Origin of the sequence: Rhodococcus sp. 1168, assembly GCF_002091955.1 — a bacterium.
Taxonomy (GTDB): Bacteria; Actinomycetota; Actinomycetes; order Mycobacteriales; family Mycobacteriaceae; genus Rhodococcoides.
Genome location: NZ_MKKY01000076.1, coordinates 1 through 20,300, shown reverse-complemented (window position 1 = coordinate 20,300; position 20,300 = coordinate 1). Strand labels below are relative to the sequence as shown.

General features: G+C 61.8%; 4 protein-coding genes. All 4 read left to right on the top strand.

Going from position 1 to position 20,300, the window contains the following annotated elements:
* Positions 1-12 precede the first annotated feature (12 nt).
* The gene (locus tag BJI47_RS17195) at positions 13-1,953 is read left to right on the top strand and encodes an acetoacetate--CoA ligase (RefSeq protein WP_088944951.1); all 1,941 of its coding nucleotides are present in this window, start codon (positions 13-15) and stop codon (positions 1,951-1,953) included.
* 73 nt (positions 1,954-2,026) lie between these two features.
* Positions 2,027-3,484, top strand: coding sequence for an amidohydrolase (locus BJI47_RS17190; protein WP_088944882.1), 1,458 nt, complete (start codon positions 2,027-2,029; stop codon positions 3,482-3,484).
* Positions 3,484-4,095 carry a TetR/AcrR family transcriptional regulator gene (locus tag BJI47_RS17185; RefSeq protein ID WP_088944881.1) on the top strand — a complete coding sequence of 204 codons (612 nt, stop codon included), beginning with the start codon at positions 3,484-3,486 and terminating at the stop codon, positions 4,093-4,095. Before BJI47_RS17190 ends, BJI47_RS17185 begins: the two co-directional genes overlap by 1 nt.
* 380 nt (positions 4,096-4,475) lie before the next feature.
* On the top strand, positions 4,476-20,300 hold a 15,825-nt coding region (locus BJI47_RS17180), incomplete at its 3' end, for a non-ribosomal peptide synthetase (RefSeq protein ID WP_088944950.1).

Here is a 20,300-nt window from a genome sequence, read left to right as displayed (position 1 = left end):
ATACTGGATCATATGACCGATACGCAGTGGACGCCGTCGACCGAGGACATCGAGAATGCTCGCATCACGGACTTTCAGCGCTACGTCCAACGGCGGCACGCTCTCGACCTGACCGACTATCGATCGCTGTGGACATGGTCCACCGACAATCTCCCCGATTTCTGGCGCGCGGTGTGGGATTACTTCGACGTCATCGCCACCGATCGACCCACTTCAATTCTCGAATCGACCGATATGCCGGGGGCACAGTGGTTTACCGGCGCCACGCTGAACTACGTCGACCAGGTCGAGCGACATATCCGAACCGATCGTCCTGCGATCGTCCACGCACACGAGGACGGAACGATCACCCGACTCTCCTGGCAGGAGTTGGCTCGGCAGGCAGCATCGCTGGCAGAGACGTTGAAGACCCGGGGAGTAGCGAAGGGGGACCGCGTTGTCGGCTACCTTCCCAACATTCCCGAGACCGTGATCGCGTTCCTTGCGGTGGCGAGTATCGGCGCGGTGTGGTCGGCGTGCGGACAGGACTACTCCGCATCTGCCGCATCGGATCGCTTGGGGCAACTGGATCCCAAGGTGTTGATCAGCTCCGATGGTTACTCCTACGGCGGCAAATTCCACGACAAGACTGCGGACGTGAGCGCGTTGCGTGAGAACTTGCCGACGGTCGATCTCGTCGTCCAGGTCGGCGAGCATGTCACTGCAGGATCGATCACCTGGGACGAGGCCATTGCCGGCGAGTGCGTGTGGACCAGTGTTCCTGTTCCTTTCGACCACCCGCTGTGGATAGTGTTCTCCTCGGGTACCACGGGTTTGCCCAAGGGGATCGTGCACAGTCATGGTGGAGTCCTGCTCGAACATCTCAAATCCGTTGGACTGCAATCTGATATCGGACCGAACGACACTTTCTTCTGGTACACGAGCCCCAGTTGGATGATGTGGAATTTTCAGGTGGCAGGCCTCCTCGTCGGCGCCACCATTGTTACTTCGTCCGGTAGCCCGGGCTTCCCGACGGCCGATGCTCTGTGGAAGATCGCTGCTGCACAAAAGGTCACCTTCCTGGGAACGAGCCCGGGGTACGTGCTGTCCTGTATCAAGGCGGGATCACATCCAGGTGAAGATCACGACCTCGGTGCGCTGCGGGCGATCGGGATCACCGGGTCCTCTCTGCCGGCCACATCGTCGATTTGGTTGGCGGACAACATCAGCCGTGACGTCCCGGTCTTCTCGATCTCGGGTGGGACCGACGTGGTCTCGGCGTTCGCGGGTGGGGTGCGCACGGTACCGGTCTGGCCGGGCGAACTGTCAGCTCCCTACCTCGGCGTCGCGCTTGCCGCGTACGACGAGAATGGTCGCTCGGTGATCGGCGAGGTAGGCGAACTCGTCGTCACCGAGCCGATGCCGTCGATGCCTACCCGGTTCTGGAACGACGAGGACGGATCACGCTATCAAGACGCGTATTTCGATACCTTCGAAGGGGTGTGGCGCCACGGAGACTGGATTACCGTCACCGATCATGGCAGCGTCATCGTTCACGGACGTTCCGATTCGACATTGAACCGCAACGGGATTCGAATGGGTAGTGCCGACATCTACCAGGCCGTCGAATCCCTACCCGAAGTGGTCGAATCCCTCGTCCTCGGTATCGAATCCGGTGACGGTAGCTATTGGATGCCGTTGTTCGTAGTGCTGGCCGAGGGTGCCGAACTCGATGAGCCGCTACGAGAACGGATCAAGGCGGTCATCCGGGAGCACGCGTCGCCTCGGCATGTCCCCGACGAGATCATCGCCGCGCCCGGAATCCCACACACCAGGACGGGGAAGAAGCTCGAGGTCCCGCTCAAACGGATCTTTCAGGGCGATGACGCCGCTCGCATTCTCGAACGATCGGCCGTCGATGCACCGGATCTGGTGGATTGGTTCGTTGAACGTGGACGAGACCACAGCCGCTGATGCTTCACCTTCGTCGGAGGTTCCCGCACGGCCGGCCCACGCTTTCACGGCAAGAGTGTTCTAGAGTCCGGAGGTGCTGATCAGAAACGTGGTTCTCGCCGCGGGCGGCCCGACCTTCGAAGTGCAGACGGTCGGTGGTCGGATCGCCGAGGTGACCCCGTCCGGGGGTGCTTCGCGCGCTGTCGAGGGTGAGATCCTCGACGGTCGGGGAGGGGCGCTGTTGCCCAGTTTCGTGGACAATCACGTGCATCTGACGCAGTGGGCCGCATCGTTGACGCGGATCGATGTCTCGGAATCAGATTCTGCCGCTGCCGTCGTGGACATCCTTGTGCACTCCGAGGAGCGGTACGGGCACGGGATACTGCGCGCCCAAGGTTTTCGGGACGCGCTGTGGCCCGACGTGCCACACAAGGACGTGCTTCAGAGGGCTCTACCGAACCGGCTCGTGGCGATCACGAGCATGGATCTGCACACGCTGTGGCTCAGTCCGGCACTTCTGGCCGAACTGTCCATCGATCATCCGACGGGGATGTTGCGCGATCACGACTGTATGGAGGGCCTCGGTGCTCTCGACCGACTGGCCGATACCGAGCACGGTGATCACAGCGTCCTCGACGCCACCGCCGAATTGGCTCGACGAGGCATCACCGCCGTGACCGATTTCGAGTACGCGGACAACAGAGCTGTCTGGCTGCGTCGCGCCGACGTCGGGCAGTCATCCGTCGACGTGACCATCGCGGTGTGGCCGGAATGGCTCGAACACGAGTTGTACCTCGGCGCGAGGACCGGTGATCGCATCGGTGACGGGCGGCATCTTTCACTCGGCCCGCTGAAGGTGATGTTCGACGGTTCACTGAACACCCGAACCGCTTGTTGTCACGACGCGTATCCCGATGGTTCCGGAACCGGCCTACTTCTCGAGACACCCGCAGACCTACGCGCACTGATGCGACAGGCATCCGAAGGCGGAATCGAGCCGGCTGTTCACGCTATCGGTGACCGTGCGAACTCACTCGCACTGGACGCGTTCGAGGCCATCGGAACCGGCGGGCGGATCGAGCATGCGCAACAGGTCCTGCCTGCAGACGTGCAGCGGTTCGCCGCGGCAGGCGTCGCAGCCTCCATCCAGCCTCAGCATGCGATGAGCGACCGTGACGTCGCCGACGAGCTGTGGAGCGGTCGAGCCTCGATCTCCTACCCGTACGCCTCGCTACATCGAGCGGGCGTAGAGCTGCTGTTCGGCTCCGACGCCCCGGTCAGCTCGCCGTCGCCGCTCGATGCCGTTGCCGATGCCGTGTGGCGTACCGACGATGACCGCCGGCCGTGGCAGGTCGAGGAGGCGCTCCCGTTGGACATCGCCTTGGCTGCGGCGTGTGGTGGCCGTAGTTCGGTCGAGATCGGGGATGTGGCGGATCTGGTGATACTGGCCGAACACCCCGCGAGTCTGGGAAACCACGACCTGCGCGCGGATCCGATTCTGGCCACTGTTCGCGCAGGCATGGCCACTTTCGGGCAGGCTGGGACAACATGATGGGAGATGCGGAGCGAGGTCGTTGGCGCATCTACGAGGGCTCGGTGCTCTCCGTGCCGCTGGCCGCAGCCCTCGCTGCGTTCGTCGAGCAGGGCTACGACGGGGCTTCGGTGCGTGAGATCGCAGCACGCGCCGGACTGTCCGTGCCAGGGTTGTATCACCATTTTCCGTCGAAGCAGGCCCTTCTGGTGGGGCTGATGAAGGCCGCCATGGCCGATTTGCTCCAACGGTCCAGGATCGCCGAATCTGAAGCTGGGAACTCGCCCAGCGCACGGTTCGATGCTGTCGTCACCTCGTTGCTCCTGTTCCACATGTATCGCCGGGATCAAGCGTTCATCGGATCGACCGAGATCCGCAGCCTCGAAGCAGACAACCGCCGTGAGTACATCGCCCAACGTGACGAACAGCAGCGCATGCTCGACACAATCGTCCGCGACGGCGTCGAGTCGGGCGATTTCACCACCGAGCATCCCGCGGACGCCTCTCGGGCGGTGACGACACTGTGCGTCGGCATTGCGGGATGGTATCGGCCCGACGGTCCACTTTCAGCGCCGGAACTCGCAGCGGTGTATCTGACGATCGCACGGAGAATTGTCGGTGGTACTCGATAGTCTCGCGGGATGGCAACACTGGCGGATGCCTGCACAGGCCTCGCCGAGTTGGAGTCGATCGTCGGCAGCACTGTAGATTGGACCGGTGCCGAATTCAGGAAAGAAGAACGGTGGCGTGATCTCAGATCGCCGGCTCGTGCATACTGCCGAGCGTTCGGCCGACCGTATCGATGTCGCCGGCGGGGGCCCAGCGGATCAGTAAGCAGATGTAACGATCGCAACCGGATTCGGAGATGTACTGCAAGGTAACTTGGCTCTGATCGGTGTGCGTTCTTTTCGACTGCGCAGCGAAGAATGAGACTGTTGTATTAGGTGCTTGATCGAACTCTGCATTCAGAAGTCGATCAGGGGCGTGTGATTGTGGGAAAGAGAGGCTTCGATTGGACCCGCTAGGTTCGACAGGATCAGATCAGGATGCGCAGGGGGGCCGCGAGTCGTCGTTTCCGCTCTCTCCTGCTCAGCTCGGGATGTGGTTCGCACAACACGTCGATCCGTCCGTTCCCGCAAACATCGCGCAGTACGTCGAACTACGTGGTGCTCTCGACATCGACCTTCTGCAGCGAGTGTCGTCCGAAGCCGCGCTCGAGATGCAGTCCGGGTTCGTTCGTATCGTCGAAGTCGATGCTGAACCGCGCCAATACGTCGACCCCACCCTCGACGACGAACTCGGATACCTCGACCTACGCGGTGAGGATGACCCGCGAGCAGTAGCGCACGCGTGGATGCGCGCCGACTACAGCGCTCCGATAGACATGCTCACCGACCGGTTGATCGCCGCGACGGTGCTGCAGCTCGAAGACGACCTCTTTTTCTGGTACGAGCGCGTCCACCACGTGGTGCTCGACGGATTCGGTGCGGTCACGTTCATGAATCGCGTTGCGGAGCTCTACACCGCCGCCGTGAGCGGCACCGAGCCGAAGAAGAATCTGTCCTCGGACCTGACCAAGGTCTACGACCTCGACGTTGCATATCGGGACTCGACTCGCTTCGAGACCGACCGCGAGTACTGGGCGGATCGAGTGGCGGGGATCGACTCTGTGACGAGCCTGGCCGGGCGCAGTGCGGCTCCCGCACCCGTCAGTCAGATCGACACCACGGCGTTGTCGCCGCTCCAAGGCGCGCGGATCGAAGAGTTGACCACTGCGACGGGTGCAACGCTGGCAAGTGTCGTGATCAGCGCGTTCGCGGCGTACCTGGCACAGATGACCGGACGCGAGGACGTCGTCCTGAGCCTGCCGGTCACCGCTCGCACCACGGCAGTACTTCGCCGCTCGGGTGGCATGGTCTCCAATGTCGTCCCGCTGCGTCTCGGCGTGTCGAGAGACACCACGGTCGAAGAGCTTCTAGCACGCATCGGTACCGAAGTGACAGGTGCGCTTCGGCATCAGCGTTACCGCCACGAAGACATCCGCCGTGACGCCGGTGGTGCCGGTGGCCAGGCGTCGTTCTTCGGACCCTGGGTCAACATCATGCTGTTCTTCAGCGAGTTGCGTTTCGGGTCGATGGTCGGCGGAATCAACATCCTGTCCACCGGCCTGATCGAGGATTTCGGGCTCAATCTCTATCAGAGCGTCGCGGGCAGCACGACTCACGTCGATTTCGAGTCGAACCCGAACCTGTACGACTCCGAAGAATCGGCACGCAATCACGCACGCTTCACCGACTTCCTCGACCGGTTCATCGCGGCGGGGCCGAGCGCCCGAGTATGGGACCTGGAGCTGACCACTGCAGACGAGAGAGCCTCGGTACTGCAGATCTGGAACGAGACAGAACACGAGCTGGTCCAACGGACACTTCTGTCGGACTTCCATGCCCGCGTCGACCTCGATCCAGAGAGCACAGCGCTCGTCTACGAAGGCTTGTCGCTCACCTACGGCGAACTCGGTTCGCGCGTGAGCGGTCTTGCCCGGATGCTGATCGCCAAGGGCGTAGGGCCGGAGACACTCGTCGGATTGTCCATTCGGCGATCACTCGACCTGATCGTTGCGATGTATGCAATCGTCGAAGCCGGAGGCGCATGGGTACCGCTCGATCCGGATCATCCCGCCGATCGCACCGCATACATTCTCGACTCTGCGCAACCACTCTGTGTTCTCGTCGTCTCGCGTGACGGCGTTGAACTGCCGGCCGGCACCCACACGGTTCAGGTCGACCTACTCGACTACGCAGCGCTGAATTCGGCACGCGTTCAAGAGCGTGATCTTCTCTCCCCGTTGCGCCTCGACAACACCGCGTACGTAATCTACACCTCGGGTTCCACCGGCCGACCCAAGGGCGTCGCAGTCACTCACGCGGCGATCGACAACCAACTCCAATGGATGCGCTCGGAGTACGAACTCGACTCCACCGACGTCTACCTGCAAAAGACGGCGACGACGTTCGACGTCTCACTGTGGGGCTTCTTCCTGCCCCTCCAAGTCGGTGCCACCATGGTGCTGGCCACTCCCGACGGGCATCGGGACTCGGTCTACGTCGCGGACAAGATCGCCGAACACAGTGTGACCGTCACCGACTTCGTGCCGTCGATGCTCACGGTGTTCGTCGCGAACGCACCGATCGGAACATGCGGGTCGCTGCGGCATGTGTTCGTCATCGGTGAAGCGTTGCCGGTGGAAACAGCAGCAGCATTTCGTGAGCTGACCGATGCCGGGCTGCACAACTTGTACGGCCCCACCGAAGCTGCGGTCTCGGTGACGTACTACGAAAGTGGTGTACAAGACGAAAGAACTGTTCCCATCGGAGTTCCCGAATGGAACACCAAGGCTTTGGTACTCGACGGCCTGCTCCGGCCCAGCCCGATCGGAGAAAGCGGCGAACTCTATCTGGCGGGCGTGCAGTTGGCTCGCGGATACGTGGGCCGACCAGATTTGAGCTCGGACCGTTTCGTCGCCAACCCTTTCGGGAGCGCGGGGGAGCGGATGTACCGCACCGGCGATCTCGTGCGTTGGCGCGCGGACGGCACCATCGACTACATCGGGCGCACCGACTTCCAGGTCAAATTTCGTGGGCAGCGCATCGAACTCGGTGAAATCGAGACGGTTCTTCTTGCACACCAATCCATCTCGCAGGCCGTCGCACTCGTCGTTCCCACTGCGACCGGCGAGCAACTCGTCGCCTACGTGGTGCCCGGTCCAGGCGCTGCGCTCGACGCGGCCGAGGGCGCCGAGTTCGCGTCCCGATCGCTTCCGTCGTACATGGTGCCTTCCGCGATCGTCGTTCTCGACGCCTTACCGCTGAACACGAGCGGCAAGCTCGATCGAAAAGCGTTGCCGGAGCCGGTATTCAGCAGCGCCAAGAAATACCGAGCACCGCAGACACGTGTCGAGTACGTGGTCGCAGGCGTCTTCGAAGACGTCCTCGGCGCATCGCACGTCGGTCTCGACGAGGACTTCTTCGAACTGGGCGGTAACTCGCTGATCGCAACGCAACTCGTCACACGAGTCGGAACTGCCCTCGGCATCCGTCTCGGTGTCCGAGAGTTGTTCGAAGCACCGACGGTCGGTGCGCTCGCATCGCGCGCCGAGACTGCGATCGAACAAGGTTCCGCAGGCCCACCACTGACTGCCGGCCCTCGGCCGGATGTTCTGCCCCTGTCCCTTGCCCAGCAACGTATGTGGTTCCTCAACCGGTTCGACCCGGATACCGCTGCCTACAATCTTCCGTTCATGGTGCGACTGACCGGCGACGTGAACGAAGTGGCGTTGTCCCAGGCATTTGCGGACGTGGTCGCTCGTCACGAAACGCTGAGGACGGTCTACCCGCAGGTCGACGATGCCCCACAACAATTGATCCTGCGGACCGAGGACGTCTTGTCGGACCTCTCGGCTGCAACCGTCGACGAGAATTCGTTGGCGACCGAATTGGTGGAGTTCGCTCGCGGCGGATTCGACGTGGCAGTCGCCGCACCGATCCGGATCGCGCTGTTCAAGATCTCCGATACCGAGTACGTGCTCGCCATGGTGCTGCATCACATCGCGGCAGACGGGTCTTCGTTCGGTCCACTCGCTCGCGACATGATGGCCGCGTACGAGGCCCGGTCGAACGGACGGGCGCCTGCGTGGGCGCCGCTGCCGATCCAATACGCGGACTACGCGTTGTGGCAACGTCGACTCCTCGGACTCGAGAGCGATAGCGCATCGCTGTCCGCTCAACAGATCGAATTCTGGGTCCAAGAATTGGACGAGCTTCCCGATCAGCTCGATCTGCCATCGGATCGCCCCCGCCCGTCGGTGGCGACCAACGCCGGAGCAAAGAGCCGCTTCACCATCGACGCTCGCATACATCACGGCCTCACCACAGTGGCACGCGCACACCAAGCTTCGCTTTTCATGGTCGTGCAGGCCGCGTATGCGGTGTTGCTGTCGAGGTTGAGCGGTACCACCGACATTTCGATCGGCGCGCCGATTGCAGGCAGAGCCCACGAGCAACTCGACGACATCATCGGCATGTTCGTCAATACGCTCGTTCTTCGTGCTCGGGTCGAGCCCCACGATTCGTTCGACGAACTACTCGATCAGGTACGCAACACCAACCTATCGGCGTTCGCGCACGCAGACATCCCCTTCGAGCGACTCGTCGAGGTCCTCAATCCCGCTCGATCGACTGCCCGGCACCCGCTGTTCCAGGTTGCGCTCTCCCTGGAGAAGGCACGTGTGAGCGAGCTCAGCTTCGCCGGTCTGCAAGTGACCGCACAGGAGCTCGATGTTCCGATCGCGAAATTCGACCTTCAGCTCTGGCTCACCGAGCATCAAGACGATTCCGGGGAGCCGGGACGAATCGAAGCCACCTTCGAGTACGCCACAGATCTATTCGACGCGTCGACGATCGAAGGTTTCGCAGACAGGTTCCTGCGCATTCTCGAGGCCATCGTTGCCGATGCGTCGGTTCCGTTGGGTGCCATCGATATTCTGGCCCCGGACGAGTCCGAGGCGTTGACGAACATTCATGGCGGTCGCGTCGAATCACAGCGACTACTGCCAGAATTCTTGGCAGCCGGTGTGGCTGTCAACCCGGACGGCATCGCGGTGCACACGTCGGTGGAGACGGTGACGTACCGAGAACTCGACGAGTTGACCGATCGATATGCTCGGTACCTGATCGATCGCGGCGTGGGACCAGAATCTGTTGTCGCACTAGCATTTCCGCGCTCGCTCGAGATGGTCGTCTCGATGTGGGCGGTGGCGAAAGCTGGTGCCGCGTGGGTTCCGGTCGACCCCGAACACCCCGTCGATCGGGTACGACACATGCTGTCGGACTCAGGGGCCCTGGTAGGGATCACCTCCTCGACTCGCGTCGAAGAACTACCCGGTACATGCGAGTGGTGGGCAATCGACGACGCCGAGTTCGAGGCAGCTGTCGCCGGCTATCCGGCTGTCGGTGTGTCCGACGAGGATCGGACCGCGCCATTGCGACTGGACCACCCCGCGTACATCATCTACACCTCAGGCTCCACCGGCCTGCCCAAAGGCGTCAGCGTCACCCATCGAGGCCTGTCCGGCCTGATCGACCAGTCGGTCGACCTCTACCAGGTGACGCCTGCGTCGCGGTTCTTGCACGTGATCTCCCCGAGTTTCGACCCATCGGTTCTCGAGTGGGCACTCACTGCCTCGGCTGGAGCAACTCTGGTCGTGGCTCCACCGTCGATCATCGGTGGTCCCGAACTTCATCGACTTCTTGCCGATGTTGCTGTCACACATGCGATCATCACGCCGGCAGTACTCGGCTCCGTCGACCCGGTCGGCCTCGACGACCTGAAATTGTTGTCCGTCGGCGGTGAGGCATCCGCGGCCGATCTGATCGCGCGTTGGGCACCGGGGCGCCGCTACTTCAACGCATACGGACCGACCGAAACGACGATCGTTTCGACGCGAGGTGAACTGTTCGTCGGCGAGCCGATCACAGTAGGTCGGCCGGTACCGGGTGTCGGCGCTTTGATTCTGGACTCGCGCCTGCAGCCGGTCCCGGCCGGTGTCGCAGGTGAGCTCTATTTGTCGGGCGACGCCGTCGCACGCGGATATTACAAGCGTGCAGGATTGACTTCGGATCGGTTCGTCGCCGACCCGTACGGCAACGCGGGATCGCGGATGTACCGCACCGGTGACATCGTTCGATGGACGAAAGACTTTGCCATCGAGTACGTGGGGCGCTCGGACTTCCAGGTGAAGGTTCGCGGCTTCCGTATCGAACTCGGCGAGATCGACGCGGCACTCGAGACGTTCCCAGCGGTCACCTTCGCGGCGACACTCGGACGCGAAACGCAGTCGGGTCAAACGGCTCTCGTGTCGTACGTGCACGGTTCGGTGGGTATCGACAAGGACGAACTGTCGAAGCACGTGGGTCGCCTGCTGCCGAACTACATGGTGCCTTCGGTGATCGTCGTTCTCGACCAAATTCCGTTGACGCCGATCGGCAAACTGGATCGCCGGGCGCTTCCCGAACCGGAACTCGGGATCAGCTTTCGTCAGTTCCGTGCTCCGACGACTCCGATCGAGGAGACTGTCGCGACGGTGTTCAGCGATGTCCTCGGTGTTCCCGTCGTCGGCCTCGACGACGACTTCTTCGAACTCGGCGGCAACTCGCTCCTGGCAACTCAGGTGGTCTCCCGGCTGGGCGTCGCTCTGGATGCAAGTGTTCCCGTTCGCATGGTTTTCGAGGCGTCTACGGTTGCGCTTCTCGCAGTACGGGTGGAACAGGCAGCGGGCGAGGGCGGTCGAACCCCATTGGTGGCTTCGACCCGTCCCGAACACGTGCCACTCTCCTTGGCGCAGCAGCGGATGTGGTTTCTCAATCGATTCGACACCGATTCCACGGCTTACAACATTCCGTTCGCACTGAGACTGACCGGCGAGCTGGACGTGGCGGCACTCCAAGTTGCCATCATGGATGTAATCGATCGACACGAGTCGTTGCGGACCGTCTACCCGGACACCGCCGACGGCCCGAGACAGTGCATCCTCGACGCGGCTCAGACCGTACCGAATCTCATGCCGATTCAGACGTCGGCAGCGGACATCCAGCGCCAGGTCTTCGCGCTGGCTTCGACCACGTTCGACGTGACGGTGAACGTCCCCATCCAAGCCCGGCTGTTCGAGATCGGGCCACGCGAACATGTGGTCGCGATGGTGGTGCACCACATATCGGCCGACGGCTGGTCGATGGGGCCCCTCGCTCGCGACATCATGATCGCCTACGCCGCTCGGACGGCATGGGAGCATCCAGCATGGTTGCCTCTGGCCGTTCAGTACGCCGACTACAGTCTGTGGCAGCGGGCGGTCCTCGGTTCGGAAAAGGACTCGACGTCGCTCATCTCGAGCCAGGTCCGCTACTGGGCCGACATGCTTGCAGGGCTACCGGATCAGCTCGATCTGCCGACCGACCATCCGCGGCCTAGTCGTCAGTCCTACAAGGGTTCCTCGGTTCGTTTCGAAATCCCTGCCCACATGCATCGTGAACTGTCCCTTCTGGCGCATGCACATAATGCGTCCCTGTTCATGGTCGTGCACGGCGCCCTTGCCGTTTTGCTCTCGAGACTGTCCGGGACGAACGACATTGCCATCGGTACCCCCGTTGCCGGCCGCGGTGACGCCGCGCTCGACGATTTGGTCGGGATGTTCGTCAACACCTTGGTGCTCCGCACCGACGTCGACGCTTCGACATCGTTCTCGGAGCAGATCGGTCGCGCCCGGGAAGTCGCGCTGGGCGCATTCGGTCACGCCGACCTGCCCTTCGAGCGCCTCGTAGAGGTGCTCAATCCAACACGTTCACAGGCGCGGCATCCGCTTTTCCAGGTGATGCTGTCCTTCGAGAACCTCACTCGAACCCACGTTGAACTGCCCGGTCTTTCTGTGGACAGCGTTGCTCTCGATGCGGAGGTCGCCAAGTTCGATCTACAGCTCAACGTCGTCGAGTCGATCGGGGATGACGGTCGTGGGCAGGGCATGTCTGCCGAATTCACATACGCCATAGATCTTTTCGATGCGGAAACTGTGCGCAGCTTCGCATCTCGATTCGTTCGCATTCTGGAAACGGTCGTCGCGGATTCATCGGTCGCGGTGGGTGACATCGATCTGCTGGACACCGGTGAACGCGAGCGAGTCGTATCGACCTGGAACAGGACTCGGCACGATGTCGCGCCCGGTCTGACACTTGTGGACCTCTTCGATTGCCAGGTCGAGGCCACACCTGAGGCATCGGCGTTGGTATACGAGGACGAGACACTTACCTACTCGGAATTCGATTCTCGAGCCAACCGCCTTGCGCGGCACTTGATCTCGATCGGTGTAGGCCCGGACATGTTGGTGGGGCTTGCGATCGGCCGCAGTGTGGAACTGCTGGTCGGAATGTATGCCATCGTCAAAGCAGGCGCCGGATACGTACCCGTCGATCCGACGCAGCCGACAGAGCGCAACGAGTACATCATTGCTACCGCGTCTCCCGTCTGTGTGTTGTCCACGACGCGGGATCATCTCGAACTCGGCGACATCGACGTCATCGACATCGACACGCTGGACGTCGACGGGTACTCGAACGCGCCCGTGTCGGACGATGACCGGGTCCGCCCGCTGCGGGAATCGAACACGGCATACGCGATCTTCACCTCCGGTTCGACAGGTCGGCCCAAGGGTGTCGCAGTGGCACATTCGGCCATCGTGAATCGTTTGCTGTGGATGCAGAACGAATACCCCATCGACGCCGCCGACGTAGTACTCCAGAAGACTCCATCTACGTTCGACGTCTCGGTGTGGGAGTTCTTCTGGGCTCTGCAGAACGGTGCATCGGTGGTCATTGCCGCGCCCGACGGCCATCGAGATGCCGCCTATCTCCTCGAACTCGTTCAGCGCGAACAGGTGTCCGTCGCACACTTCGTGCCGTCGATGCTGGCGGTGTTCGTGCCGGAGGTCGAGGTCCGCCGGGCCGCGGGTGGCTCGTTGCGTCTGGTGTTCGCTTCTGGTGAAGCGCTCGCTCCGACAACCGCACAGTCGTTGCGTCGAGCGTTGCCCCGTGTCGCCTTGCACAATCTGTACGGTCCGACCGAGGCTGCCGTCGACGTTACCTACCACCCGGTCAGCGACGTCGACACAGTAGTGATGCCGATCGGTATGCCCGTATGGAACACCTCGGTGTTCGTACTCGACGCACGCCTGTCGCCCGTACCGGTGGGTGTCGCGGGTGAGCTCTATCTCGCGGGTGCTCAGTTGGCCCGCGGTTACGTCGGCCGCCCAGACCTCACGGCAGACCGCTTCGTCGCAGATCCGTTCGCGCAGTCCGGAAGTCGGATGTACCGGACCGGTGACGTCGTGCGGTGGAATCGCGGCGGTGAACTGGAGTACATCGGTCGCAGCGATTCGCAGGTCAAGCTCAGGGGTCTGCGCATCGAGCTCGGTGAGATCGAAGCTGTGCTGTTGGAGAACACCTCGATCCAGCAGGCAGCTGTCTCGGTGCGAGGCGAGCAATTGGTTGCCTATGTGGTCACTGCTCCCGACACCGACCTCCGTCCGGTACGAGAGATGTTGGCGTTACGACTGGCCGAGTACATGGTCCCGTCCGTTTTCGTGCCGTTGGCAGAGTTCCCACTGGGTGCGACGGGCAAGCTCGACCGTCGTGCACTTCCGGATCCAGTACACGTGCAGCGCGAGTACCGTGAACCGGTCTCGCCGACTGAGCAGGCTGTCGCGCGGGTCTTCGCAGAGGCGCTCGACGCGACCGAGGTCGGACTCGATGACGATTTCTTCGAGCTGGGCGGCAACTCGTTGATCGCGACGCGTGTCGTGACTCGACTCGGCGCAGCCCTCGATGCCGAGATCGGCGTCCGTACGTTGTTCGAGAATCCGTCCGTCGACGCTTTGGCTCGTGCACTCGCCGAGCGGGCAGGTGCCGGACGCCGTAAGCCTTTGGTGCCGCAGGTGCGCCCGGAACTTGTTCCCCTCTCGCTCGCCCAGCAGCGCATGTGGTTCCTCAACAGGTTCGACACTGCCTCCGGGGTCAACAATATTCCTGTTGCAGTGCGCTTGTCCGGTCTCCTCGACCGACAGGCACTCAATGTGACCGTTGCCGACGTGTTGGAGCGGCACGAGTCCCTCCGCACCATTTTCCCCGAGGTCGACGGTTCCGGCCATCAGTTGATATTGCCCACTAGTCAGGTGATTCCAGATCTCGCGCCGATCGAGATCTCCGGAGACGACATTTTCTCGGTTCTGGAAGACGTGGCGACGACCGGGTTCGACGTCACCGTCGAGGTTCCGTTACGTGCGCGTCTGTTCGAAATCAGCCCGACCGAACACCTTCTGGTGCTGGTCGTCCATCACATCTCTACCGATGGCTTTTCGATGGGCCCACTGACCCGGGACATCATGACTGCCTATATCGCCAGGTCCGAAGGCGTGCAACCGAATTGGTTACCGCTGCCGGTTCAGTACGCGGACTACAGCTTGTGGCAGCGGGACATGCTCGGGCACGAGAGTGACCCGGAATCGCTGTTGGCGCGGCAACAGCACTACTGGCAGTCTGCGCTCGCAGGGATACCTGCCCAGTTGGATCTGCCGGTCGATCATCCGAGGCCTGCGATCGCATCGAACCAGGGTGCGGGCGTGAGCTTCCTCGTCGATCAGGGCACCGTGGACGTCCTGAACGATCTTGCACATCGCCACACTTCTTCGCTGTTCATGGTGATGCATTCGGCTTTCGCTGTCCTGCTCGCGCGTCTCTCGGGGACCGAGGACATCGTGGTCGGAACTCCGGTTGCTGGACGAGGTGAGTCCGCTCTCGACGATCTGATCGGCATGTTCGTCAACACACTCGTTCTCCGCACCCCGGTGGACAGGCGTGCACGGTTCGATGAGGTGCTGGCCGCTACGCGTACGACGGACTTGCAGGCTTTCGCCAACGCAGATGTTCCGTTCGAACGACTCGTCGAGGTGCTCAACCCTGCCCGTTCGCAAGCGAGGCACCCACTGTTCCAGGTGATGCTCTCGTTCCAGAACATGGAGCTGACCAACCTCGAGCTGCCAGGACTGTCGGTCTCGATGGTCGACTTCGAAACCAAGGGTTCGAAGTTCGATCTCCAGCTGACCATCAGTCAGAAGACCGACGAGCACGGAACCGACGCCGGCTTGTCCTGCCTCTTCACCTACGCAACCGATCTCTTCGACGCAGCCACCGTAGAGGCGATGGCTGCTCGATTCCAGCGAATCTTGCGGGCGATCGAAGTCGATCCGGCAATTATCGTGGGCGACATCGATTTTCAGGAACCGGAGGAGTACAACCGGCTCGTTCGCACGGTCAACGATACCGAGCATGCGGTCGACGACACCCAGACTCTGGCCTCCCTGTTCGACGCGCAGGTCGGGCGTACTCCGAATGCGCCTGCCCTGGTGCTCGCGTCGGAGACCGATGCCCCGTCGCCGGTCCTTACCTACGCGGAGTTCGATGCGCGAGCGAACGCCCTCGCTCGGTATCTGGTGGGCCGAGGTGTCGGCCCCGAATCCACCGTGGGATTGGTAGCGCGGCGTTCGTTCGAGCTGCTGATCGGCATGTATGCGATCATCAAATCCGGCGCCGCGTACGTGCCCCTCGATCCAGATCAGCCTGCCTCACGTAATGAGCACATCCTGGCGACTGCTCGGCCAGTTCTGGTCCTCGCCACCGAGGAGACTGCGAACTCGATCACGGCGGATGCGCCTATCTGTGTATTCGACAAGCTCGATCTGAGTAATGTGTCGGCAGCTGCGATCACCGACACGGACAGGACTCGTCCACTCCGACCGGACAATCCGGCCTACCTCATCTTCACGTCGGGATCGACAGGACTGCCGAAGGGCGTCTCGATCAGTCACCGCGCAGTAGTGAATCAGATGCTGTGGCGCCAGGAGACCTACCGTCTCACAGGTTCCGACGTATCGATCCAGCAGACACCGGCGACGTTCGACGTGTCGGTGTGGGAGTTCTTCTGGGGACTGGAGAACGGCGCGTCACTGGTCATCGCTCCACACGATGCGCATCGTGACCCGGGCCGGATCACCCGCATCATCGAACGGGAACAGGTGACTCTCGCGCACTTCGTTCCTTCCGTACTGTCGGTGTACGCCACGGACGTCGACACCGACGCGTGCCGTTCACTGAGAATGTTGTTCGTCGCCGGCGAGGCGTTCACCCCTTCGGCTGCCGCTCGTGTTCGTCGTGTGTTCCCGGACGTTGCGTTGCACAACCTGTACGGACCTGCCGAGACGACTGTCTACGTCACTCACCATGCCGCGACCGACGTCGACGCCGAGACCGTCCCCATCGGGGTGCCACTATGGAACACACAGGTGTACGTCCTCGACGAACGTCTGCACTCGGTTCCTGCCGGAGTTCTCGGCGAGTTGTACATCGGTGGCGTTCAGCTCGCTCGCGGTTATGCCGGACGCGCGGACCTGAGTGCGGAACGATTCGTAGCAAATCCCTTCGGCGAAAACGGCGCCCGGCTCTACCGAACCGGTGACCTCGTACGCTGGAACGCGACCGGCGAACTCGAGTATGTCGGTCGGAGCGACTTCCAGGTCAAGCTTCGAGGCCAACGTGTCGAGCTCGGCGAGATCGAGTCGAGTGTTCGCGGCGGTACCGAGAATGTCGGCGATGCAGTCGTCGTCGTCTATTCGGATGAGCACGCAGGAGATCGGCTCATCGCCTACGTCGTGCCCAGGCCGGGTCACGTCGTCGATACCGAGTCGCTTCGTGCGACCGTGAAGATGTCACTGCCGTCTTACATGGTGCCGTCGGCATTCGTGACGTTGGATGCCTTCCCGCTCAACGCGAGCGGCAAGCTGGACCGGCGTGCCCTGCCGGTGCCCAGCGCCGAGGTGACACAGTTCCGAGCACCGGTGACACCGATCGAGGAGATTGTCGCCCGCATCTTCGCGGACGTCCTCGGAACAGAAAGGGTCGGTCTCGACGACGATTTCTTCGAGCTCGGAGGCAACTCGCTGGTTGCCATGCAATTGGTTTCGAGGTTGGGTACTGCACTGGACTCGAGTGTCGGTGTACGTGAGCTGTTCGAGAATTCGACGGTCGGCGCGCTGGCGTCCAGCGTCGAGCGGAAGGCCGGGACAGGTGGTCGAAAGGCACTCGGGCCGCAAGCTCGCCCGTCCTTGATTCCATTGTCCCTTGCACAGCAACGGATGTGGTTCCTCAATCGATTCGATCCGGAGTCGGCAGTCAACAATATTCCGGCGGCCATCAGGCTGACCGGAGCTTTGGATGTCGCGGCGCTAGCCGCGGCCGTAGGCGATCTGACGAGCCGTCATGAGTCGTTGCGCACCGTCTATCCGGACCACGATGGATCGGGATACCAAAAGATCCTGTCCGTCGGCGGCGTCACGCTCGACCTGACGCCGGTTGATGTTTCGGCAGAAGATCTGCCGAGGCGTATGTACGAGTTGGCTGCGACCGGATTCGACGTCACCCTGCACGTTCCGTTCCGTACGCAGCTCTTCCGGATCGGTGCCCACGAGCATGTACTGATGTTCGTAGCCCACCACATTGCGGCCGATGGGTTTTCGAGGTCGCCACTGGCCCGCGATGTCATGACGGCGTATGTGGCCCGATCGGAGGGGCACGACCCAGGCTGGCCTATGCTCGAGGTCCAGTACGCGGACTTCGCTATCTGGCAGCGCGAGGTGCTGGGATCCGAATCCGACCCAGGCTCGCTACTCGCGCAGCAGGAGACATTCTGGCGCGACGCGCTTGCCGGGCTGCCCGACGAGGTGACGTTGCCGACCGATCGTCCTCGCAGAGAGACGGCTTCGGGGCATGGGGCCGTTGTGTCTTTCGACGTCACCGCAGATGTACATCGCCGACTCTCAGCGCTCGCGCGAGAGAACAATGCGTCGTTGTTCATGGTCGTCCACAGCGCAGTTGCCGTGCTGCTGGCCCGTATGTCGGCGACGGACGATATCGCGATAGGCACACCGATCGCCGGTCGCGGAGACGCTGCTCTCGACGATGTGATCGGGATGTTCGTCAATACCCTCGTCCTGCGGACCGACGTCGACGCAGCGATGACGTTCAGCGAGCTACTTGCGACAGCGCGTGAGGTCGACCTGGCCGCATTCGCGCATTCCGACATTCCCTTCGAGCGTCTGGTGGAGGTGCTCAATCCCGAGCGCTCACAAGCCCGTCACCCGCTTGTTCAGGTATTGCTCGCGTTCCAAAACATCCAACCGACCGAATTCGACCTACCTGGGCTGACCGTCTCGTCGGTGGACGTCGACGCGGCGACCGCGCGTGCGGACCTGCAATTGACGGTCACCGAATCTGCGTCTGTCGACGGCAACCCGGATGGTCTGCGAGTTTTCTGGACCTACGCAACAGATCTCTACGACCGAGGCACGGTGGAAGAGTTCGGCGCTAGGTTGCTGAGAGTGTTGGACGCGGTGGTGGCGGATTCGTCTGTTGTGGTGGGTGATATCGATGTGTTGGGTGTTGAGGAACGAGAGCTTGTGACCTCGACGTGGGCGGGGGTCGATGGTGTCGATCCTTCGGTGTCGACGTTGGCTGAGTTGTTCGATTTGCAGGTTGTGCGGGCGCCGCAGTCGACTGCGGTGGTGTTCGGGGATGAGCGGTTGAGTTATCGGGAGCTCGATGATCGCTCGAATCGTCTTGCGCGTCTTTTGATGTCGGCTGGTGTGGGTCCGGAGTCGTTGGTTGCTGTGGCGTTGCCGCGGTCGGTGGATCTTGTTGTGGTGTTGTTGGCTGTGGTGAAGGCCGGTGGTGGGTATGTGCCGGTGGATCCGACGAATCCGGCGGAGCGTATTGCGTATGTTTTGGCCGATGCTGCACCGGCTGTGTTGGTGTCGTGGTCGGGGCGTGAGTTTTCGGTGCCTGTGGGGTTGGATTGTGTGGAGATCGATGCCGTGGATCTGTCGGTTTTCGGTTCTTCTGCGGTGGCCGATGTCGAGCGTGTTCGTCCGCTTCGTCCCACGGATGTTGCGTATGTCATTTACACCTCGGGGTCGACGGGTCGTCCTAAGGGCGTAGTGGTTCCGCATGTTGCGGTGGCGCGTTTGATGGCCAATACGGATGGGTTGTTCGAGTTCGGTAGTGATGATGTGTGGACGTTGTTCCACTCGTACGCGTTCGATTTTTCGGTGTGGGAGCTGTGGGGGCCTTTGCTTCACGGTGGCACGTTGGTGGTGGTGGATTATTTCACTTCGCGGTCGCCGGAGGCGTTCCGTGAGCTGTTGATTCGTGAGAATGTCACGGTTCTGAATCAGACTCCGTCGGCGTTCTATCAGTTGGCTGAGGTGGACCGGGTCGGTGCTGCCGGTGAGGGGACCTTGCAGCTGAGGTATGTGATTTTCGGTGGTGAGGCGCTCGAGCTGCGTCGATTGTCGGGTTGGTTCGATCGTTACGGCGATAGCGGTCCGGAGTTGGTGAACATGTATGGGATTACCGAGACGACGGTGCATGTGTCGCATCGTCGGATCGATCGTGAGTTGGTGTCGAGTGCTTCGGGTTCGGTGGTGGGTGGGGCGATTCCAGGGTTGCGGGTCTATGTTCTCGATTCGCGGCTCGAGCCGGTTCCGGTGGGTGTTACGGGTGAAATGTATGTTGCGGGTGGGACGTTGGCTCGTGGGTACTTGGGTCGGACGGATCTGACGGCGACGCGTTTTCTTGCTAATCCGTTCTCTGGTACTGCGGCTCATGCTGGTGGTTCGTTGATGTATCGGACGGGTGATGTGGCGCGGTGGAGCAATGAGGGTGATCTCGAGTTCGTTGGTCGTGTTGATGATCAGGTCAAGATTCGTGGTTTCCGTATCGAGCTCGGTGAGATCGAATCGGGTGTGTTGGGTCAGGATTCGGTGGGTCAGGTTGCTGTTGTGGTTCGGGCGGATCGCCATGATGCGCCTCAGTTGGTGGCGTATGTCGTGCCGGTGGTGGGTTCTAGCATCGATGTTCAGGCCCTTCGTGGTGAAGTGGCTGCGGTGTTGCCGGAGTATATGGTTCCGTCGGCTTTTGTTGTGGTGTCCGAGATTCCGTTGACTGTGAATGGGAAGTTGGATCGTCGTGCGTTGCCGGAGCCGGTGTTCGAGGTTCGGGAGTTCCGGGCGCCGACTACGCCGATCGAGGAGATTGTGGCGGAGGTTTTCGCTGATTTGCTCGGTGTGCCGAGGGTTGGTGTCGATGATGATTTCTTCGAGCTCGGTGGTAATTCACTGATCGCGACGCAG